Source organism: Actinomyces succiniciruminis, assembly GCF_900002405.1.
GTDB lineage: Bacteria > Actinomycetota > Actinomycetes > Actinomycetales > Actinomycetaceae > Actinomyces > Actinomyces succiniciruminis.
In genome coordinates, this window is record NZ_LK995511.1 from 1 (window position 1) to 19,959 (window position 19,959).

The following is a 19,959-nucleotide window of genomic DNA, read 5'->3' on the forward strand; positions in this document are numbered from 1 at the left end:
TCTTCACCTGGGAGCCGGCCATGACCACCGGTGCGGAGCTGCTGGGCGCCCGCGGCACCGACGCCCGCCTGGAGGACCACCACCGCCGCACCAACGCCGAGCGGCGCGCGCAGTACCACGACTGGATGGACGCCAAGGAGGCGGCCCGCCAGCAGCTGCGCGACGAGGCCGCCGAGGGACTGTGGACCGACGCCGCCGACTGGGAGGACGCATGAGCGCCGCAGATGCCGTGGGCCTGCGCCCCGACGCCCTGCCGGAGGGGGCGCGCGTCGTGCTCAAGGTCGGCTCCTCCTCGCTGACCCGCCCCGACGGCGGACTGGACCTGAACCGCATCGACATCATCTCCGGGCTGCTGGCAGGCATGCGCCGCCGCGGCCACGACGTCGTGCTGGTCTCCTCCGGCGCGGTGGCCGCCGGCCTGGTCCCGCTGGGACTGGAGTCGCGTCCCGGAGAGCTGCGCCTGCTGCAGGCCGCCGCCTCCGTAGGGCAGGGGCGCCTGGTCTCCCGCTGGCAGACCGCGCTGAGCGCCTACGGGGCGGTCACCGCGCAGGTGCTGCTGACCGCCCAGGACGTGGCCGTGCGCAGTCACTACCGGACCGTGCGCGCCACCTTCGACACGCTGCTGTCCATGGGAGCGGTGCCGGTGGTCAACGAGAACGACGCCGTGGCCACCACCGAGTTCAACCTGGGTGACAACGACCACCTGGCCGCCCTGGTGTCCCACCTGGTCACCGCCGACGTGCTCATCCTGTTCACCGACGTGGACGGCATGTGGACGGCCCGCCCGGGCACGCCCGGCGCCCGCCCCGTGCGCTACGTCGGCGGCACCGGCGAGCTGGCCGGGGTCCGGGTCGACGGCGACGCCGGCGCCCTGGGCACCGGCGGCATGGCCACCAAGGTGCAGGCCGCCACGATCGCCTGCGCGTCCGGCACGGCCACCATCATCGCCGACGCCGACGATGCCCCCCGGCTGCTGGGCGGGCGCACCATTCCCGCCGACCTGGGCACCTGGTTCGCCCCCACCGGGCCGCACCGCTCCAGCCGGCGGCTGTGGATGGCGCACGCCTCCATGCCGGAGGGCCGGGTACTGGTCGACGCCGGGGCGGCCCGGGCGGTCACCGAGGGCAAGAAGTCGCTGCTGCTGCCCGGCGTGGTCGGCGTGGACGGGGACTTCGAGTCCGGCTCCGTGGTGGAGATCGTGGGGCCGCAGCGGGTGCTGGCCCGCGGTATCTGCCGCTATGCGGCCTCCGAGATCGAGGAGGTGCTGGAGGCCCGCGGCCGCGGCGCCCCCGCCCCCGGAGACCACGTGGCCCCGGTGGTGCACCGCGACGACCTGGCCGAGCTGCCCCGCACCGCGGGCGCCTGACGCCTACCCCTCCTCGCGCTCCGCTTAACGAGACCGAGGGAAGACCCGCGCCCGCGTGTGAGCGACGCCGAGCACCGCATCACGCCTACCCGCACGGCGCGGCGGGGACTACAGTCTGGTGTCATGACGACTTCACCCGTAGATGCCGCCAACGATTCCGTCAACGATGCCGAAGCCCTGGTCGCCACCACCGCCGGAGCCGCCCGCCAGGCCCAGCGCGCCCTGGCCGGCGTCAACCGGGAGCGCAAGGACGCCGCCCTGCACGCCCTGGCCGACGCCCTGACCGCCCGCGCCGAGTTCATCCTCGCCGCCAATGCCCGGGACCTCGAACGCGCCCGCGCCGCCGGCATGAAGCCGGGACTGATCGACCGCCTCGCCCTGGACGGCGACCGCATCGCCGCCATTGCCGACTCACTGCGCGAGATCGCCGCCCTGCCCGACCCGGTGGGTCAGATCGTCGACGGGCAGACCCTGCCCAACGGGCTGCGGGTGCGGCGCGTGCGCGTGCCGCTCGGCGTGGTCGGCATGATCTACGAGGCCCGCCCCAACGTCACCGTGGACGTGGCCGCCCTGACCCTGAAATCCGGTAACGCCGTCGTACTGCGGGGCGGCAGCGCGGCCGCGGACACCAACGCCGCCATCATCACCGTGCTGCGCGACGCCCTGACGGCGGCGGGCCTGCCCGCCGACCTGGTCACCACCATCGACCCGGCCGGCCGCGCCGGAGCCACCGCCCTCATGCATGCGCGCGGCCTGATCGACGTGCTCGTGCCGCGCGGCGGGGCGGGATTGATCCGCACCGTGGTGGAGGAGTCGAGCGTGCCCGTGATCGAGACCGGCTCCGGCAACTGCCACGTGTACGTGGACGCCGCCGCCGACCTGGCCGCCGCCGTCGACATCATCGTCAACGCCAAGACCCAGCGGGTCGGGGTGTGCAACGCCGCCGAGACGCTGCTCGTGCACCGCTCCGCCGCCTCCGCCTACCTGCCGGCGGCCGCGGACGCCCTGTGGGAGCGCGGCGTCATCCTGCACGCCGACGCCGCCGCCCGCGCCTGCGTGGAGGAGCAGGCCTCCGCCCAGGGCCGCACGGAGCTGCTGGTGGACGCCACCGAGGCGGACTGGGAGACCGAATACGGTAGCCTGGACCTGGCGGTGCGAGTGGTCGACACCATCGACGACGCGATCGCCCACATCACCGCATACTCGACCGGACACACCGAGGCGATCCTGACGCAGGACGTGGCCGCCATGAACCAGTTCGTCAGCCAGGTCGACTCGGCCGCCATCATGGTTAACGCCTCCACCCGCTTCACCGACGGCGGGCAGTTGGGACTGGGCGCTGAACTGGGTATCTCCACCCAGAAGCTCCACGCCCGCGGCCCGATGGGCCTGGCGGCGCTGACCACCACCAAGTGGGTCGTCGAGGGGGAGGGGCACGTGCGCCCCTGACCCTGCGGCCCGTTGCCCCGCCTCCGCCCGGCGTCGGGGCGAATCCAGCAGGAGGAAGCAGTCGTGAACCCTGACCGAGGCAGACCGCTGGCGGTAAGCGTTGCCGCCGCGGCCGCCGTACTGCTGATCGGCGTGGCCGTGCTGGTCCTGCGCCACCCCGGCGGTCTCGACGACGAACCCGGCATCGCCATGACCCCCGCGGCGACCGCCCCGACCGCCCGCAGTGTTGGGCCGCTGATGACGCCTCACCCGGACACCGACGCCGATGCCGACGCGGACTCCGACGGCTACGCCGATGACGACGACGCCCCGCAGGTGGTGCAGCAGGCCCCGCCGCAGACCGTGCCGCAGAACAACTCCGGCGGCACGACGAACCGCGGCAGCGTCAACACCGACAGCGACTCCGACGACGACGAAAATGACGGGGACTCCGACGACGATGACGGGGACGACGACTGAGCCGGCCCGAGCCGGGTGGGGCAGGTGCCTCGACCAGGCGTATCTAGGCGGTCATACCAGCCGGTAGCCGACCCCGCGGACCGTCTCCAGGCGCTCCTTGCCGAGTTTGCCCCGCAGGTAGGACACGTATACGTCCACCACGTTCGAGCCGGGATCGAAGTCCAGCCCCCACACGTTGGCCAGCAGCTGCTCCCGGCTGAGCACCTGCCCGGGGTGCCGCATGAACACCTCGGCGAGCGCGAACTCGCGGGCCGACAGGTCCACCCACTGCCTATCCACCCGCACCCGCCGGGTGCGAATGTCCAGGGCCAGGTCCCGGTGCTCCAGTACGCCCGGCTCGGAGGCCGCCGGGGCCTTGCGGGGCCGTAGGCGCAGTCGGATGCGGGCCACGAGCTCGTCGAAGGAGAAGGGCTTGGGCAGGTAGTCGTCAGCGCCGCCCTCCAGGCCCGCCACCCGGTCCGCCACGGAGGCGCGGGCGGTGAGCATGATGACCGGCGTGGTCACTCCCTGGCCGCGCAGCTGCTCCAGCACCTCGAAGCCGTCGATGTCCGGCAGGCCGACGTCCAGCAGGATGATGTCGATGTCGCCCAGAAGCGCCATCTCGATGGCGTCCCGGCCGGTGTCTGCGACCTTGGGGACGAATCCGGCGGCCTTGAGCCCCTTGGTGAGGAATGAGGTGATGCGGGCCTCGTCCTCCACGATCAGTACCGTGCTCATGCTGCGCTCACGGGTGTGCTCATGGGTGGTCACTCGTCTCCTTCTGCTGCGCCGGCCGTGCCTGCTCAGGGGACCTCAGGGGGATGCGCAGCGTGAACGTAGATCCTCTCCCAAGCTCGGACGCGATGTCGAGTCGGCCGCCGTGTGCGCCGACGATGTTCTCCACGATGCTCAGGCCCAGCCCGGAGCCGGCGGCCCGCCGCTGTGCCGGGGCGGTGCGGGTGAAGCGGCGGCGCACCCGCTCCAGGTCCGCTGCCGCGATGCCGATGCCCTCGTCGCGCACCCACACGTGCAGTTCGGTGTCCTCCGCGCCCGCGGCCCTGGAGGTGCCCGATGCCGTGCTCGCCCCGCCCGCGTCCGCGGCGCTGCCGACGTCACCCGGGCGGATGGCCGAGCCGAGCCAGATGCGCGAGTCCTCCTCGGAGTACTTCACCGCATTGGCCGCCAGCTGCAGCCAGGCCTGGGTCAGGCGGGCGGGGTCGAGCATGGCGGTGCCGGTCGCACAGGTCTCCAGCCGCCAGCGGCGCTCACCCAGGGCCCGGGCCTTGTCGAACACCTGCCCGGTCAGGGCCTCCACATCCGTGGGCTCGGGGGTCACGAAGTCGCTCTGCGAGGATCGGGCCAGTTCCAGCAGGTCGCCGACTAGGGTGCTCATTCGGTCCAGCTCGTCCAGCGCCAGCTCGGAGGTCTGCCGCACGTCTTCGGGGTCGTCGGGGTCGATCAGTTCCAGGTGCCCGCGCACCACCGTGATCGGGGTGCGCAGCTCGTGGCCGACGTCGTCGAGCAGCTCCCGCTGGGCGCCGACCGCCCGCTGCACCCGGTCGAGCATGCGGTTGACCGCGGCCGCCAGGGCGGACAGGTCATCGTGTCCGCGCACGCGCACCCGCGTGGTCAGGTCGCGTTCGTCGATGGATTCGGTGGCATTGCGCAGCTCCCAGATGGGGCGCAGCAGGCGGCCGATGCCCAGCCAGGCCAATGCCGCCACCAGTGCCACGGTCACGAGCGCCGCCGCCGCATACATCCGCATGGTGCGCCACAGGCCCGCCTCGGCGGCATCCAGGTCGACGGCGCGCACCAGGGCCCCCGTCGTCGTCCCGTCGGTCAGCGGCACCACCAGCACGCGGTAGCGGCCGGCGCCCGTGTCCACGGTGGTGATGGTGGAGACGCCGGCGCCCGCCAGGTCCACGAGCCGCGCGACCAGCTCGGTGTCCGCCTCCGGGCGCATGCCCACCCCCTCGGCGGACACCAGGCGCACGGCGCCGTCCACGATGCCCAACTGCCCCTCCCCGGAGCCCAGGACGGAGTGGGCCATGTAGGTCTGGAGCACCTGGGCCGGGTCGCTCAGTGGCGTCCCGGAGACCGGATCGACGCCCTCGTCGGCGAGGCGGCGCAGCTCCTGCCGGGTCAGCACCAGGCGGTCGTCGATGTCGGCGTGGGTGGAGCGCAGGTCCAGCACCCATACGGCGGCGCCGGAGGTGGCCAGTGCCGCCACCGCCACCAGAATGATCGTCCACATGATCCGGGTGCGGATGGTCGCCCGGGAGAACGGGGCTGTGACCTTCACGTGGCTATTGTGCCCGTTGTGGCCGCCCGTGTGCCCCGCTTGCGGCCCCGGGCTCGGGACTGCCCGGAGTCTGCGCGCGCTCGCTCCAGGCGTGCCCGCCCGCGGCGACCAGGCGCAGGGTCTGAGCGGTCCAGGCGGGCAGCCACGCCTCGGTGCCCGGCCGGAAGGCGTGCACGCAGATCAGTCGCAGCCGCGCGCCCAGGTAGTAGGCGTCCAGGCGCGGCCGGCCGGCCAGGCCGCCGGCCAGCTCGTCCAGTAGCGCGCCGACCCGCCCATGCGCCGCCGCGCCCAGACGCCCCTGGGCGCGCATGAGGTCAACATGCGCCACCAGGTTGCCCAGGTCCAGGGCAGGCTCCGCGAGGGCGGCGGTGTCCAGGTCGAGCAGGGACAGGGTGATCCCGTCCCACAGCAACTGGCCGTCGTGCAGGTCCCGGTGCGCGGCCGCCAGCGCCTGGCCGGGCGCCTCCAGCCGCGCGCATACCGCCGCGACGGCGTCGGCAAGCGCCCGCGGACTGACCGCGGCGACGTCGAGCACTCCCAGGCGGGCGGCTCGCCGGTGCCAGCCGCGCAGCACCGCGGCCTCGTCCGCGCCGGTGTGCTCCGGCAGCGCCTCGGGGCGCACGACGCCCGGCCACAGCCGAGTCAGCCGCTCCCAGCCGGCCAGGCCCGCGTCCCCCAGGTCGCCCAGGGAGGTTCCGGGCAGCAGTTCCAGGTCCAGGTGGGAGGGGGAGCGGTCCAGCACCTCCGGCGTGCGCAGCCCCGCCCGCAGGAAGGGCCGGGCCGCGCGGGGGTCGGCCAGTCGCCCGGCCCGCCCGGCGCGCACGAGTTTGCGCACCCGGTCGGGCCTCAGGATGACGGCGCGGCGGCCCGCCCGGTGCACCACCAGTCGTCCGTCCCCCGCCGGAGCCAGCAGCCGCGGGGACAGGTCGGGCAGGGCCGGGTCGGTGGCATGGGGCAGCAGCGATACGCGCCCGTCGGCGTCGATCCTGCCGGCGCGCAGGCGGTCGGCCTCGTCCCGCTGCTCGAAGACCAGGCCGCGGTCCTTGTCGGGCCACGCCCGCAGCAGTCCGGGGAGGCGCCGCAGCGTCGTCACCGCCGGGTTGCCGGCCCCGTCAGGAATCCGGTCGGCGCCGCTCATGACGCCTCCCGCATCCACTCGGTCACATCCGCCCCGCCCCGACGGGCAGGCCCGGCCAGGGCGGCGAGCAGCCGCTCGATGTGGTCGGCCTCCGCACCCAGCCGGCGCCGCCACTGCGGGTCGCCGTGGCGCAGCGGATCCTGAATACGCTCCAGGCGGGCCCGGGCGACGGCGCAGCGCAGCACCTCCTCGGCCGGCACCCGTCCGCCCGCCTGCGCGTAGCCCGCCAGCAGTGCGGGGGCGGCGTCGGCGGGCGCGACGGCCAGGTAGGAGCCCAGGTCGACGACGGCCGGCGCCAGCCGTGCCCGGTCGAAGTCCGTCAGCCAGATCTGCCCGGAGGTGCGCTCCAGGAGCACCTGGTCGGGGGAGGCGTCCCCGTGCACCAGGACCGGCGGGCCCGGCTCCGGAGCGGCCGCGATGGCCGCGTCCAGGGCCTGGCCGAGCCGGTGCACGCGGGCGGCCAGCGCCGGATCCAGGTGGGTCAGGGTGCGGGTGTGGACGGCGGCGATCTCACCGGCGGCCGGTTCGGCGTCGTCCAGGTCGGCCCGCAACGACTCGGGCAGGTCGGCGGTTCGGGCGTGCAGGGCGGCCAGGGCGGCGCCGGCGCGGGCGGTGGCGGCCGGCTCCGGCCACCGCTCCAGGTCTCCGTCACCGACGAAGCCCTGCAGGCTCACGTGCGCCGCATCCGTGCCCGGCGGGACGGGCCGGGCCGGCGGCACCGGGACGTAGCGGGCGGCGAAGGCCTGCACGGCGGCGGCGTGGCGCTGCGAGCCGGCGGTTACGCGCACCACCCCCGCCGGCGTGCGCACCACCAGGCGGCGCAGCGGGTTGTAGCGCAGCAGGTTCCCCTCCAGGCCGTCCAGGAGGCCGCGCTCGCGGGCCGCGGCCACGTGCCGGACCAGCGCCGGGTCGGTGGCCACCTCCCCGAATTGCGCCAGCAGCCCATCGCCGGTGTCCCGCTGGCTGGTGCGCAGGCCCAGGCGTTCGGCGCGGCGGGCGGCCTTGGTGGCCTTGACCCGGCTGACCGGCCATAGCAGCCGAACCCACCCGGCGCTGGTGTCGGTGTCGGCCTGCAGCAGGGAGGCGGTCACCGACACGCCCGGCTTGATGCGCAGCCGCGCGGCCCGCACCGGCGCTCCCACCAACTCGCTGAGCCGGTCCGAATCCAGCAGTGTGTCGACGGCGCTGCGCGTGCTACTGACGTACATGGCTCCTCCTGATCGTCTCGGCGTCGGACTGGTTGTGCTCGGGGCGCGCGGGCCGCTTGTCGCTGGTCAGCAGCTCCCGCTGTGCCGCCCCGGCGGCCGCCCACGCCCGGAAGGCAGGGGCGTCCTTGAGTAGCTGTTGCGGGGTGCCGTCGAGCTGGATCCGGCCGTCCTCGATCCAGATGATCCGGTCGGAGCGCATGGCCACCTCGGTCTCGTGGGTGACCGCCAGCAGGGTGCGGCCGCGCGAGAGCCGGTCGACGGCGTCGAGTACGGCGGCCGATGAGGCCGGGTCCAGGCCCGTGGTCGCCTCGTCCAGGATCACGATGGGGGCGTCGCGCAGCAGGGCCCGCACGATGGCGACGCGCTGACGCTGCCCGCCGGACAGCGTGCCGCCGCGCTCGCCGACCACCGTGTCATAGCCGTCGGGCAGGGCGGTGATGAACTCGTGTGCTCCGGCCGCCACCGCGGCGGCCTCCACCTCGGCGTCGGTGGCCTCGGGGCGGCCCATGCGGATGTTCTCCCGGATGGTGTCGGCGAACAGGACCGCCTCCTGGTGCAGGACGGAAACCTGCGCGCGCAGCTCGGTCAGGTCCAGACTGGCGAGGTTGTGTCCGTCCAGCCGCACCCTGCCGCCCACCGGGTCGAGCGCGCGCACCACCAGGGAGGTGAGCGTGGACTTGCCCGAGCCGGACGGGCCGATGATGGCGACGTGTTCGCCGGCGTCGATGTGCAGGTTGACGCCGTGCAGGATCTCGTGCCCGTCGTATTCGGTGACCACGTCCTCGAAGGTGAGGGCACCGCGCACCTGCCCGAGCGGCACCGGGTCAATGGGGGAGACGATGTCGGGCTGCACGTCCATGAGGTTGGCCACCCGCTCCCCGGAGGCGGCGGCGCGGGCGATGCGGCCGGTGTACTTGGCCATGTCCCGCAGCGGCTTCATGGTGGTGCGCAGGTAGGTGTTGAACAGCACCAGGTCGCCGGGGGTCATCGCCCCGGCCAGCACCCGCAGGCCGCCGCCCACCAGCACCACCGCGGAGGCCAGGCCCACGATCACGTCGGTGGTGCGCTCCAGACGCGCCGCCAGGCGCAGGGAGCGCACGCCGGCGTGCAGGGAGGTCTGGTTGGCGTTGACGAAGCGGTCCTCCACGATCGGCTCCAGGCCGTAGGCCTGCACCACCTTGATGGTGCTCAGTGCCTCCTGGGCGGTGTTGGCCAGGTGGCCCTCGGACTTGCGGGTGCGGCGGGCCGCGGAGGTGATCTTCTTCGAGCTGCCCGAGGAGGTCAGAAAGAACAGGGCGATCGCGCCCACCACCACCAAAGACAGCAGCGGGTCCAGCCACACCATCACCCCCAGCATGACCGTCAGGGTGAGCACGTTGGCGGCCAGCGGCAGCCCCGCCGTCACCGCTACGTCCTGCATGCGGGCCACGTCCGAGACGAGGCGCTGCACCGTGTCCGCGGAGCGGTTGCGGGAGTGGAACTGCTGGGAGAGGGTCTGCACGTGGTGGAAGGCGCGGCGTCGCAGCGCGATCGCGGTGCGGGAGCCAGCCAGTGCGAAGGACACGGTGGCCAGGTAGTTGCACAGCGCCCGCATGGCGACGATCGCGATGAGCGCCGCCCCCAGCCCGAGCAGGCGGGCGAGGTTGGCGGGCGCATAGCCGGTTTCGGCACCCAGCGAGGACAGCACCGAGTCGATGACGATCTTCATGGGCCACGGCTCGGCCACCCGGAAGACCACCTCGGCCAGTAGCGCCACCGTGCCGCCGGCCACCAGCCGGACTTGCGGCCGCAGGTCCGGGGCGATCAGGCGCAGGGTGCGGCTCAGCGCGGAGCGGGAGATCTGGGGCTCAGACATGCTGCACCTCCGCCTGGGTGAGGATCTGGGCGACGACGGCGTCCCAGCCGTGGTGCTTCTCTGCCCGGCGCCGTCCCAGCTCGCCGCGGCGGGCCCGCAGCTGCGGGGCGATCGCGAGGGCGTCCAGGGCGGCGGCCAGGGCGGCCGGGTCCGATGGCGGCACCAGCACGCCGACGCCGTCGAGCAGCCGCGGCAGCTGGCCGACGGCGGAGGCGACCACGGGCAGTCCGGCCGCCAGGTACTCCAGCACCTTCAGCGGGGAGAAGTACTGCTCGTCCTCCCCGCCCAGGTCCGGGTAGGGGGCCACGCCGATGGCGCTGCCCGCGAGTGCCGCGGGCACGTCCTGCGGGGGCAGCGCCCCCCGGAAGTCCACCTCCAGGCCGAGTTCCTCCGCCTGGGCGTGCAGGGCCTCGCGCTCGGGGCCATCCCCGATGATGCGCAGGCGCCAGTCCTCGCGCGCCAGGGCGGCGGCCCGCAGCAGGTCCGCCACGCCGTGCCATGGCTTGAGGGTGCCCACGAAGGTGACGATCACGGCGTCCGGGTCCTCCGGGGAGGGGCGCAGCCGGTCCAGGTTGACGCCGTTGGGAATGGTGACGGCGCGCGGGGCGTCCACGAGCCCGCACACCCAGCGGCGCACCGGCTCCGAGACGCACACGGTGGTGCGGGCGGCCCGCACCTGGGCGCGCAGGGCGGCCCGGGCCCGCGCCTCATCCACCAGGGTGCGGTGGTGGCGCTGTTCGTCGATCAGTGGGGAGTTGACCTCCAGGACTCCGGGAATGCCGGCGTCGGCCAGGTCGGCCAGGGCGGTGGAGAACAGGGAGTAGCGCTCGTAGACCAGGTCCGCGCCGTCCTCGCGCACCTGTCGGGACAGCAGGGCGGCGGCCTCGGCCTGGGCGCGCTCACGGGCGGCGGCGTCGGCCGCATCGATCCGGACGATGCGCACAGGCAGGTCGGTCAGGTCGGCGGGCACCAGGTCGCCGCGGCGCACCGCGTAGACGGTCACCTCGTGGCCGGCGCGGCGCAGGGCGCGCACCACCTCCTGAATGTGGACGGAGGCGCCCTTGGCGCCGAAGATCGGCACGCCCGGGTCGGTGCAGATGTAGGCGATACGCATCAGTGAACCTCCTGAAGCTCGGGGGTGGACTCCCAGGCGGACAGGGCCGCCGCCTGGGTGCGGGAGTCGAAGTCGCGCTCGATCAGGGCGCGGGCATTGCGGGCCAGCGGGGCGGCGTCGACCGTGCCCTCGGCCAGTTCCCGCAGGGCCCGGGCGAGCGCGGCCGGGTCCGCGGGGGGCAGCAGGATCCCGGTTTCGCCGTCGTGGATGACCTCTGGCAGGCCGGTGACCTCCGTGGCGACCACGGGCGTGCCGCAGGCCATCGCCTCCAGAACCACGGTGGGCAGGCCGTCGATGTTGCCGTCCTCGGTCGGGACGCAGGGGGCGGCGAACACCTGGGCGCGGCCCAGCAGGGCACGCACCTCCGCCTGCGTGAGCGGGCCCAGCAGGTTGACGCGGTCGCCCAGGCCCAGGGCGGTGATCTGCCCGGCCAGGTGGTCGCGCTCCTCGCCCTCGCCGGCGATGTCCAGCGTGACCGGTACGCCGGCGTCGGTGAGGATGCCGACGGCGTCGATCAGGTCGTTGAAGCCCTTTTTGGCCACCAAACGGCCGACCGCCGCGACGTGAAGCGGGCCGTCGGCGGGCGCGGGCGGGCGGAAGGGGAAGCGGTCCAGCTCGAGGGCGTTGTAGCGCAACTGGATGTTGGCGCCGGTGCCGGCCAGCACCGAGTGCAGGTAGCGCTCGTTGTAGCGGCTGATGGCGATCACCCGGTCGGCGTCGGCGCAGATGCGGCGCAGCCACAGCGGGTCCACGGACTCGTGGTAGATGTCCTTGGCGTGGGTGGTGACCGTGTAGGGGATGCCCGCCAGGCGGGAGGCGATCCAGGCGGTGCGGCCCGCCAGGGAGGCGAAGTGGGCGTGCAGGTGGGTGATGCCGGCGTCGCGGGCGGCGCGGGCCAGGGCCGCCCCCTGCGCGACCTCGTCGCCCGGCAGGTCGGCCACGGCCGGCAGGATCTCCGCCAGGTGGGTGCGCATGTCCGGTTCGTTCACCGAGCTGGCCAGCAGCTCCCACATGTCGATGGCTCGACGTGGGCGCGGCACCCAGTTGACCTGGGCTCGGATGCGGGCGATCTCCGGGTGGAAGCGGGAGTCGGTGGTGGGGCGCAGGGCGTAGATGGTCAGGTCGTCGCCCAGCGCCTCGCGGGCGAGCATTTCGGTGACCACGAAGGTCTCCGAGAAGCGCGGATAGACCTTGAGTACGTATCCGATGCGAGTCATGAGGCTATCTCCTGAAGTGCGTGGGTGGTGGCCAGCTGCGCACGCAGCAGGGCGGCGGCGCGGCGGGCGGTGGCGGGCAGGCCGTCGGTGTTCAAATCGGTGCGGGGCATGCGCCGGGTGACGGCTCCGGCGGCCCAGGCGGTGAGCCCCTCGGGGGTGAGCTCGGCGGTACGCATGACGTCCACGGCGTCGACCGCCTGGAGGGCGCGGGCGCGGATGAGCTGCTCCAGGCGCGGCTGCTCTCGCGGGACGATCAGGGCGGGGGTGGAGGTGGCCAGGATCTCGCAGGCGGTGTTGTAGCCGCCCATGGCGATCACCGCCGCGGCCCGCTCGATCCACCGGCTCAGCCCGGGTAGGGAGCGGTGCCCCTCGGTGGTCGGGCCGGCGGCCGTCTGCACGGCGTCGAAACCGGCGTCGTCGAGCTGCGGGCCGGTGACCAGCACGTGGCGGTGGCCGGCGGGCGGGGTCATGCGGGCGGCGCTGCGCAGGAGCTCGAGGCCGTCGGAGCCGCCGCCGACCGTGGTCAGGACGAATGGGTCCTCCGGCGCCCGGGCGCCCCGCTCCAGCAGGCTGCGGCCCTTGGCAAGGTAGCCGGTGAACACGGCGCGGTCGCGCAGGCAGATGGGGACCTCGCCGGTGGCGACGGGGTTGTGCACGGTGGGGTCGCCGTACACCCAGACCTCGTCGATCAGGCGCCGCAGGTTGGCGGGGGCGTCCAGGTTGCGCCATTCGGTGGCGGCGACCTCGGGGGCGTCCAGCACCTCGCGCAGGCCCAGCACGATCCGGGTTTGGGGCGAGGTGGCGCGCAGGTGCTTCAGCGGTGCGCGCAACTCCTTGCGCACCCCGTAGATGTGGCGGTCGACGATCACCAGGTGCGGGGCGAAGCGCTGGAGCGTGCTGGCGACGAGCCCGGAGCGGAGCGTAGCCAGGGAATCGGGGGTGCCGCGCAGGCCGCGGGGGCGGTATCCGCCCACGCCCTTGGTGAAGCCCGGCAGCACCAGCCAGTCGAAGCCGGCGGGCAGGGGGAAGCCGGGGGAGGGAGACACTCCGGCCACCAGCAGGCCGGTGACCGACGCGCCGGTGAGCGCGGGCAGGTCGTTGGCGAGTTGGTGGGCGAGTGCGAGGTTGCGGCGAAGGTGGCCCAGGCCTTGGGCATCGTGGCTGTAGAGCACGATGCGGATGTTGCGGGGCGCCGACCGGCGGGCCAGGGCCCGCGTAGGCGTGGGGACGGCCGGGCCCGGCGGCTCCGGGGCCGGCCGTGGTGGCGGCACCGTCGGGGTCGGGGTCAGGGGCTGTGGGCGGATCATGGGAGTATTCCTTTCGGTCGCCCGGTGGCGACTTCATAAAGAAGATTCCCGCCCGCCCAGAAGGCGACGGTGAGACAACGATGAGAGTTTTCTTAGGTGCTCGATGCCCCGACCAGCGCTGACGCCAAACGCTGAGAGATGACAGCACCGGCAAGCCGTTGGCCACCCCAGCCGCTTTGACCGGTCTGGATGCGTAACCGGTGCCGGTTTCGGTGCGTCTCGTGTGCCGGTCTCGGCGGGGTGGCTGCGGGGTGAGGGACTAGGCTGTACGCAACCCGCAGGCCAGTGCCCCACCGGCTGCGGTAGATCCTTAGGAGAGGCATCGCCCATGACCTCCATCTGCGTGGTTGGACTCGGTTACATCGGCCTGCCGACGGCGGCCGTGCTGGCGCGTGCCGGCGCCGACGTGGTCGGGGTGGACGTCTCGGACCGGCACGTGAACGCCGTTAACCGGGGCGAACTGCCATTCGTCGAGGCGGGCCTGGGTGAGGTGGTGGCCGACGCGGTCGCACGGGGGCGGCTGCGGGCACAGCAGGAAACCCCGCGTGCGGACGTGTACATCGTGGCGGTCCCCACCCCCTTCAAGCGGGGACCGAGCGGTGACCACGAGGCGGACCTGTCCTACATCGAGGCGGCGGCACGGGGCATCGCGCCCCAGTTGGTGGGGGACGAGCTGGTGGTGCTGGAGTCGACGTCGCCCCCGGGGACCACCGAACACATGGCGGAGGTGATCCTGACCGAGCGTCCGGACCTGTCGGTGGACGGGACCGCGGGCCGGCCGGTGGTGCACTTCGCGCACTGCCCGGAGCGGGTGCTGCCGGGGCGGATCATGACGGAGATGGTGAGCAACTCGCGCGTCATCGGTGGTCTCACGCCCAGGGCGGCCGAACTGGCGCGGGACGTGTACGCCACCTTCTGCGAGGGCGAGCTGCGGCTGACGGACGCGCGGACGGCGGAGATGGCGAAGCTGACGGAGAACGCGTTCCGCGACGTGAACATCGCCTTCGCGAACGAGCTGTCGATTATCTGCGAGAAGCTCGACGTGAACGTCTGGGAACTGATCGAGCTCGCGAACCTTCACCCGCGGGTGAACATTCTGCAGCCCGGCCCGGGCGTGGGCGGCCACTGCATCGCCGTGGACCCGTGGTTCATCGTCTCCGCAGCGCCCGAGCAGGCGCGCCTGATTCACACCGCACGCAATGTCAACGACTCCAAGCCCGCGCACGTGATCCAGCGGGTGCGGGAGGCGGCCGCCGACCTCGCATCCCCGACGATTGCTGCGCTGGGCCTGGCGTTCAAACCGGACGTGGACGACCTGCGCGAGTCGCCGGCGCTGTCCATCACCCGGGAGTTGGCGGCCCAGCTCCCCGAGGCGAAGGTGCTGGCCGTAGAACCAAACATCACCGAGCCGCCCGAGGCACTGAACGGGGCCCCGAACATCGCCTTCGTGGACTACCGCACTGCGATTGCCGCCGCGGACGTGGTGGTGCTGCTGGTGGACCACCGGGAGTTCAAGGCACTGGACCGCAACCTGCTGGACGGCAAGCGCGTCGTCGACACGCGCGGCATTTGGCGCTGAGCTCCGGAACAAACCAGAGAGCAATGACGCCATGGGGATCCGACACAGGCTGCAGGAGCTGACTCGCCGCCGTCCGGCGCTGAGCATCGTCCTCCTCGTCGGCTCGGACGCCCGCGTCGACCGCGCCGTGCGTACGCTGCTCAACCAACGTCCCGGTGACGTCGAGATCCTCGCCCTGGTCAGCCCGGACTGCCCGGCCGCCGAACGCGCCGCGCTCACGGGGCTCGCGCGCCGCACGCGTCGCATCCGCGAGATCGACGGCGGCCTGGCGGCAGCGCTCGGGACGGCTCGTGGGCGCGCCCTGACGGTCTTCTCAGCCGCCGATGCCGCGGCCCGGGACGGATACGGGCGGGTGTCCGCCGACGGCGCGGTCCACTTCGGCGGACACCGTCCCCTGGGCCAGGGGGCCGGGGCGCCCGTGCCCGGGCCGCACCGCCTTGGCGGCATCGCGGCCGCGCCCGCCCTGTTGGACGGCTTCAGTCCGGGCAGAGTGCTCGCTCCCGTAAGCGCCTGGGCTGGGGCCCTGGCGGGTGGCCGGGATGTCTTCCCCGATCTGGCTGCCCGTGCAGCCGCGCTCAGACTGCTTGCCGACGCCGAGGACATCACCGTCGAGTCCCGGGACTTGGTTCTGACCGGCACCACGAGGCAGCCGTCCTGGGAGGAACGCCTGGCGGCGCTCGCTGACGAGATTGCCGGAGATCGCCACACGCTGGTCGGCCGGGACTCCACCCTTCTCGCTGCTCTGCACCACCGCGCCATCCTCGATCTGGCGACGGATGCACCCGCACAGTCGGATGCGGCGGTCGCACGGCTGCGCCGCCTCGCCCGCGAGGTCCTTCCCACCGACCCCGGCGCCCCGCTGTGGGCCGCCCTGCCTCTGCCCGACCGCCTGCTCCTGTGGGTACTCGCGCACGCAGATGCCGCCGACCTGTTTGAAGTCCTGGCATCCCGCGGCGAGGACACCCCCGCGGTTCCGCTCACCCTCGAGCACGGGGCACTGCACGCCACCCCGCCGGTCCTGACCCGGATCACGCTCCCGCCCACCGCACTGCTCGCCGTCACCGACGCCGATTTGTGCCTCCGCCAGGCGATACGCACATGCGCGTGGATCGACGGCGAGCGGCTCCGACTGGACGGCTGGGGCTACGTCCCCGGCCTCGATCCAGCGTCCGTGCCCGCGCCAGAGATTGTGCTGCTTCCCTCCGGCCAGGGCGAGGCATCTGACGTCGGGACGGGGCGAGCCGCGCCCGGCGTCGGGCGTGAGGTGGTGCGCGCCGACATGGAAAGTAGCAACGCGCCGGACGCGGACCTGGATGCCGACGACCCCTGGCACAGCTACGCGAGCTCCGGTTACCGCGCTGTCCTGAACCTGGCGGGCGCCCCGGACGAACCCATGTACGCGCAACTGCGCCTCCGGGTCGGCGACCGGCTATTGACGCAGCCAGTGCCACCGCCACTGGGCTCCCGCCGACCGCGCGTGTCATCTGCGGGGTGGAGTATGGAGGCCGACGGCGAGTCACTGGCCATCCGTCCCGCACGTCCGGGGGAGTTGCAATCCGGCGTGGGAAAGCCCGCTCCCGGCGCGGTGGTGGTCGCCTCCGCCCACCTGGACGGCGACCGGCTCCGACTCGCCGGTCCCGGGCCCGCGCTGGCCGACCTCACCATCGCGGTCGCCTCCGCCGGTGGCACCTTCCCACTCGCAACCGATGTCACCGCCTCCGGTGCCTGGTCTGCCGAATTGGACCTGGCCGACCCGGCCCTGCCCTCCGGCGGCTATCGCCTGCGCTGGTCCGGCGCAGGCGGCGAAGGACGCTGCGCCATCGGCGCCGAGCTGGACGGTCCCCCCACCGAGTTGGCGGGGCGGTCCCGCCGTGTGCGCCTGCGCCCCCAGCCCGACGGTCACCTGGACCTGAGCGTCATCGTCCCCGTCGCCCCGCAGCACCGCTCCAGGTACGGGCACCGGCTCCTGATCGAGGAGGAGTGGGGCCCGCTCCTGCCCGGCATCTTCTTCGAGACCTTCGGCGGTAAGTCGGCCGGCGACAACCCGGGTGCCATCCGCGATGAGCTCCTCCGCCGGGGCGTGTCCGCACCCTTGTGGGTGTCCGTGCAGGATGGGACCGTGCCGGTGCCTGCGGGCGCCGGCCGGATCGTCGTCGGCACCCCCGAGTGGTTCCGGGCCCTGCGCACCGCCCGCCTGCTGGTGGTCAACGACCACCTGCCCCACTGGTTCTCCAAGCGCTCCGGGCAGACGATCCTGCAGACCTGGCACGGCACCCCCATCAAGCATCTGCTCAACGACGCCCCGCGCGCCTCCGTCACCCTGCCCTACCGGCGGCTCATGGCGCGGCAGGTGCCCCAGTGGGACCTCCTGCTCGCCCAGACCTCGGACGCTGCAGAGGACCTGCGCCACGGTCTGGGATACACCGGGGAGGTGCTCGTCGGCGAGCAGCCCCGCAACGCCGGGCTGCTCGGTGGAACGACGACGGCTCAGCACGTGCGCGCCCGGCTTGGCATCGCCCCGGGTGACCCCGTCATCCTGTACGCCCCCACCTGGCGGGAGGACTTGCGCCGCCCCTGCCGGGAGGCCCCGGTCCTACTGGATGCGGCCGCCCTGGCCCGTGCCACCGGCGCCGTCGTGCTCGTGCGCAGCCACCACATGAACGCCCTGCCTGGTGGTGGGGCCCGCGTGCTGGACGTCAGCCGCTACGAGAGCCTGGAGGCGCTCATGCTCGCCGCCGACCTGTTGATCACCGACTACTCCTCGGTGATCCACGACTGGGGCCTGACCGGCCGCCCAGCCCTGCTGCACGTGCCCGACCTGGAGACCTACCGCGAGCGTGAACGTGGCTTCTACCGGGACTGGCCGGACGACTCGGGCCTGCCCGTCAGCCGCACCCAGGTTGAGGCCGAGGCGCGCGCCGCCGAGCTGCTCGCCGGCGGCCCGGTGCCCGCGGCCGTGGATCCCGCATCTATTCGTGCGAGCCTGGACGCCGTGTGCGCCTGGATCGATACGGTGCTGCCGGGTGCGGTGCCCGCCCGCCCCGGCGAGGAGGACCCCCATGAGTGACCTGATCCGCACGGCCCGCAAGACCCTGTGGCACGCCCGCCACGGTGGGGTCGCCGGAGTGAAAGAGTTCCGGCGTCGGCGGCGGGCGAGCGCCTGGGCGCGCCCCACCGGGCGCCGCCGCGCCCGCAAGGGACAGGTCACCTTCCCCGCCTGGGACGTGCCCGCACCCGACGCCGCCCCGCCGCGCCATGAGCTGACGGTCGGCGTCATCGCCGACGAATTCACCACCCACGCCCTCCAGTACGAGTGGCGGCCCGTGGCGCTCACCCCCGCCGATTGGCGGGCACAAATCGCCGCGGCCCCGATTGACCTGCTGTTCGTCGAGTCCGCCTGGCACGGCAACGGGGACGCCTGGCGCTACCAGGTGATCGGCAAGGTCGGCCCCTCCGCACAGCTGCGTGAACTGGTTGCGCATGCCCGCGCCGCAGGCATTCCCACGGTGTTTTGGAACAAGGAGGACCCCGCCCACTACGACGAGGCGATCGAGACCGCCCGCCTGTTCGACTGGGTGTTCACCACGGATGAGACTCTCCTGGACCGCTACCGGGCCGAGCTCGGGCACGACCACATCGGCGTGCTGCCCTTCGCCGCCCAGCCCACCATCCACAACCCGGTGCGCCTGTGCGACGACGACGGCCGCCCCGCGCCGCTGCGGGACATCGCCTTCGCCGGCATGTACTTCGCCCACAAATACCCCGAACGACGCGAGCAGATGGAGACACTGCTGGGCGCCGCCGTGGACGCCGCCCCGCGGCTGGAGCACGGCCTGGACATCTTCTCCCGCTACCTGGGTGCCGACGCCAACTATCAGTTCCCCGCCCCCTTCGACGCCTTCGTGCGCGGGTCGCTGAGCTACCCGGAAATGCTGTCCGCCTACCGGGGCTACAAGGTGTTCCTGAACGTCAACTCCGTGGTCAGCAGCCCGTCCATGTTCGCCCGCCGGATCTTCGAGATCACCGCCTGCGGCACCTCGGTGGTGACCATGCCCTCGCCCGCCACGGGCCGGTTCCTGCCCGCCGGGACGCTCGCCGTCGTCGGCGACCGCAAGGAGGCCTACTGGGCCGAGCGGGCGCTAGTGAACAATCCGGAACTGCGTGACCGCATGACCTACCTGGCCCAGCGGGAGATCTGGCTGCGGCACACCTACACCGCCCGCGTGGACCAAGTCCTGGAGGCGGTCGGCCTGGGGGAGCGGAGCTACCGCCGCCCCACCATCGCCCCGCTGATCTCCACCATCCGTCCCGAGCGCATCGACGGCGTGCTGGACACCCTCGCCCGCCAGCAGGAGGTGGAGCAGCGGCCCATCATCCTCACCCACGGCTTCGAGGCGCCCGTTGCCGCCCGCGCCCGCGCCCGTGACCTGGGCCTGGAGGTGGACTGGGTTGCGGGTGATGCCGCCGACACCCTGGGGGCCAACTACAACCGCATGCTGGCGCGGGTGGATGCCGACTTCATCGCCAAGCTGGACGACGACGACCTGTACGGCGACTACTACCTGTTCGAATCCCTGGCGGCCGCCGACTATGCCCGGGCCGAGGTGGTGGGTAAGCACGCGCACTTCGTGCACCTGGAGGGCGAGAACGCCGTGGTTCTGCGCTTCCCCGAGTGGGAGCACCGCTACACGGCCTTCCTGTCCGGGCCGACGCTGGTGGCCGCCACGGAGCTGGCGCGCGAGGTGGGCTTCCCCGCCACGACCATCGGGGAGGACACCGGCTTCCTCAAGCGGGCATCCACTGCCGGCGCCCGGATGTACTCCGCCTCCCGCTTCGGCTTCGTGCAGCGCCGCGGTGCCGAGTCCGGCCACACCTGGGGCATCTCCGCCGCCGAGGTGCTGGCCACCGGCCGGATCACCCACTGGGGCGCGCCCGGCGACGCGGAGATCCCGGGCGAGGTGCACTGACCGGGGTGGGAGTGGTCGG

14 protein-coding genes and 1 pseudogene are annotated in these 19,959 nt (G+C 73.2%); 7 read left to right on the forward strand and 8 right to left on the reverse strand.

The window, feature by feature from the left end; all coding sequences use genetic code 11:
• From obgE to BN1056_RS08600, 4 genes and pseudogenes are all read left to right on the forward strand, one after another.
• Positions 1 to 215, forward strand: a pseudogene (gene obgE / locus BN1056_RS08585) (GTPase ObgE); the annotation flags it as partial.
• The gene (proB, locus tag BN1056_RS08590; protein WP_210580407.1) at positions 212 to 1,366 is read left to right on the forward strand and encodes a glutamate 5-kinase; all 1,155 of its coding nucleotides are present in this window, start codon (positions 212 to 214) and stop codon (positions 1,364 to 1,366) included. The pseudogene obgE and the gene proB, both read left to right, overlap by 4 nt.
• Before the next feature lie 123 nt (positions 1,367 to 1,489).
• Positions 1,490 to 2,815 (forward strand): glutamate-5-semialdehyde dehydrogenase, encoded by a 1,326-nt coding sequence (locus tag BN1056_RS08595; RefSeq protein ID WP_210580408.1) that lies wholly within the window; start codon positions 1,490 to 1,492, stop codon positions 2,813 to 2,815.
• A gap of 63 nt (positions 2,816 to 2,878) precedes the next feature.
• A complete protein-coding gene (locus tag BN1056_RS08600; RefSeq protein ID WP_210580409.1) occupies positions 2,879 to 3,274 on the forward strand; it encodes a hypothetical protein in 396 nt (131 codons plus the stop codon).
• Between the two features lie 51 nt (positions 3,275 to 3,325).
• Here the strand turns inward: BN1056_RS08600 and BN1056_RS08605 are convergent, their stop codons facing one another.
• From BN1056_RS08605 to BN1056_RS08640, 8 genes are read right to left on the reverse strand one after another with little or no spacing between them, the layout of a single operon-like run.
• The gene (locus BN1056_RS08605; protein ID WP_210580436.1) at positions 3,326 to 3,991 is read right to left on the reverse strand and encodes a response regulator transcription factor; all 666 of its coding nucleotides are present in this window, start codon (positions 3,989 to 3,991) and stop codon (positions 3,326 to 3,328) included.
• A 19-nt stretch (positions 3,992 to 4,010) separates the two neighbouring features.
• Complete coding sequence (locus BN1056_RS08610; RefSeq protein ID WP_483297524.1) at positions 4,011 to 5,555, reverse strand: sensor histidine kinase; 1,545 nt, start codon at positions 5,553 to 5,555, stop codon at positions 4,011 to 4,013.
• Positions 5,556 to 5,559: 4 nt separating this feature from the next.
• Complete coding sequence (locus BN1056_RS08615) at positions 5,560 to 6,693, reverse strand: phosphotransferase family protein (protein ID WP_210580410.1); 1,134 nt, start codon at positions 6,691 to 6,693, stop codon at positions 5,560 to 5,562.
• Positions 6,690 to 7,901 (reverse strand): phosphotransferase, encoded by a 1,212-nt coding sequence (locus BN1056_RS08620; RefSeq protein WP_210580411.1) that lies wholly within the window; start codon positions 7,899 to 7,901, stop codon positions 6,690 to 6,692. The genes BN1056_RS08615 and BN1056_RS08620 overlap by 4 nt, the downstream gene beginning before the upstream one ends.
• Positions 7,888 to 9,756: an ABC transporter ATP-binding protein gene (locus tag BN1056_RS08625; protein WP_210580412.1), complete on the reverse strand. Its 1,869-nt coding sequence runs from the start codon at positions 9,754 to 9,756 to the stop codon at positions 7,888 to 7,890. Before BN1056_RS08625 ends, BN1056_RS08620 begins: the two co-directional genes overlap by 14 nt.
• Complete coding sequence (locus tag BN1056_RS08630; RefSeq protein ID WP_210580413.1) at positions 9,749 to 10,870, reverse strand: glycosyltransferase family 4 protein; 1,122 nt, start codon at positions 10,868 to 10,870, stop codon at positions 9,749 to 9,751. Before BN1056_RS08630 ends, BN1056_RS08625 begins: the two co-directional genes overlap by 8 nt.
• Positions 10,870 to 12,087, reverse strand: coding sequence for a glycosyltransferase (locus BN1056_RS08635; protein ID WP_210580415.1), 1,218 nt, complete (start codon positions 12,085 to 12,087; stop codon positions 10,870 to 10,872). The genes BN1056_RS08630 and BN1056_RS08635 overlap by 1 nt, the downstream gene beginning before the upstream one ends.
• Positions 12,084 to 13,394, reverse strand: a complete 1,311-nt coding sequence (locus BN1056_RS08640; RefSeq protein ID WP_244671600.1) for a glycosyltransferase family protein — start codon at positions 13,392 to 13,394, stop codon at positions 12,084 to 12,086. Before BN1056_RS08640 ends, BN1056_RS08635 begins: the two co-directional genes overlap by 4 nt.
• 328 nt (positions 13,395 to 13,722) lie before the next feature.
• Between BN1056_RS08640 and wecC the strand changes: the two genes are divergently transcribed.
• From wecC to BN1056_RS08655, 3 genes are read left to right on the forward strand one after another with little or no spacing between them, the layout of a single operon-like run.
• Complete coding sequence (gene wecC / locus BN1056_RS08645; protein WP_210580417.1) at positions 13,723 to 14,973, forward strand: UDP-N-acetyl-D-mannosamine dehydrogenase; 1,251 nt, start codon at positions 13,723 to 13,725, stop codon at positions 14,971 to 14,973.
• 31 nt (positions 14,974 to 15,004) lie between these two features.
• The gene (locus BN1056_RS08650; RefSeq protein ID WP_210580419.1) at positions 15,005 to 18,040 is read left to right on the forward strand and encodes a CDP-glycerol glycerophosphotransferase family protein; all 3,036 of its coding nucleotides are present in this window, start codon (positions 15,005 to 15,007) and stop codon (positions 18,038 to 18,040) included.
• The gene (locus tag BN1056_RS08655; protein ID WP_210580420.1) at positions 18,033 to 19,940 is read left to right on the forward strand and encodes a CgeB family protein; all 1,908 of its coding nucleotides are present in this window, start codon (positions 18,033 to 18,035) and stop codon (positions 19,938 to 19,940) included. Before BN1056_RS08650 ends, BN1056_RS08655 begins: the two co-directional genes overlap by 8 nt.
• Positions 19,941 to 19,959 lie beyond the last annotated feature (19 nt).

Coding starts and splice junctions, on each gene's coding strand:
- proB (WP_210580407.1), top strand. CDS start 212: ATGAGCGCCGCAGATGCCGTGGGCCTGCGCCCCGACGCCCTGCCGGAG.
- BN1056_RS08595 (WP_210580408.1), top strand. CDS start 1,490: ATGACGACTTCACCCGTAGATGCCGCCAACGATTCCGTCAACGATGCC.
- BN1056_RS08605 (WP_210580436.1), bottom strand. CDS start 3,991: ATGAGCACGGTACTGATCGTGGAGGACGAGGCCCGCATCACCTCATTC.
- BN1056_RS08615 (WP_210580410.1), bottom strand. CDS start 6,693: ATGAGCGGCGCCGACCGGATTCCTGACGGGGCCGGCAACCCGGCGGTG.
- BN1056_RS08620 (WP_210580411.1), bottom strand. CDS start 7,901: ATGTACGTCAGTAGCACGCGCAGCGCCGTCGACACACTGCTGGATTCG.
- BN1056_RS08625 (WP_210580412.1), bottom strand. CDS start 9,756: ATGTCTGAGCCCCAGATCTCCCGCTCCGCGCTGAGCCGCACCCTGCGC.
- BN1056_RS08630 (WP_210580413.1), bottom strand. CDS start 10,870: ATGCGTATCGCCTACATCTGCACCGACCCGGGCGTGCCGATCTTCGGC.
- BN1056_RS08635 (WP_210580415.1), bottom strand. CDS start 12,087: ATGACTCGCATCGGATACGTACTCAAGGTCTATCCGCGCTTCTCGGAG.
- BN1056_RS08640 (WP_244671600.1), bottom strand. CDS start 13,394: ATGATCCGCCCACAGCCCCTGACCCCGACCCCGACGGTGCCGCCACCA.
- wecC (WP_210580417.1), top strand. CDS start 13,723: ATGACCTCCATCTGCGTGGTTGGACTCGGTTACATCGGCCTGCCGACG.
- BN1056_RS08650 (WP_210580419.1), top strand. CDS start 15,005: ATGGGGATCCGACACAGGCTGCAGGAGCTGACTCGCCGCCGTCCGGCG.
- BN1056_RS08655 (WP_210580420.1), top strand. CDS start 18,033: ATGAGTGACCTGATCCGCACGGCCCGCAAGACCCTGTGGCACGCCCGC.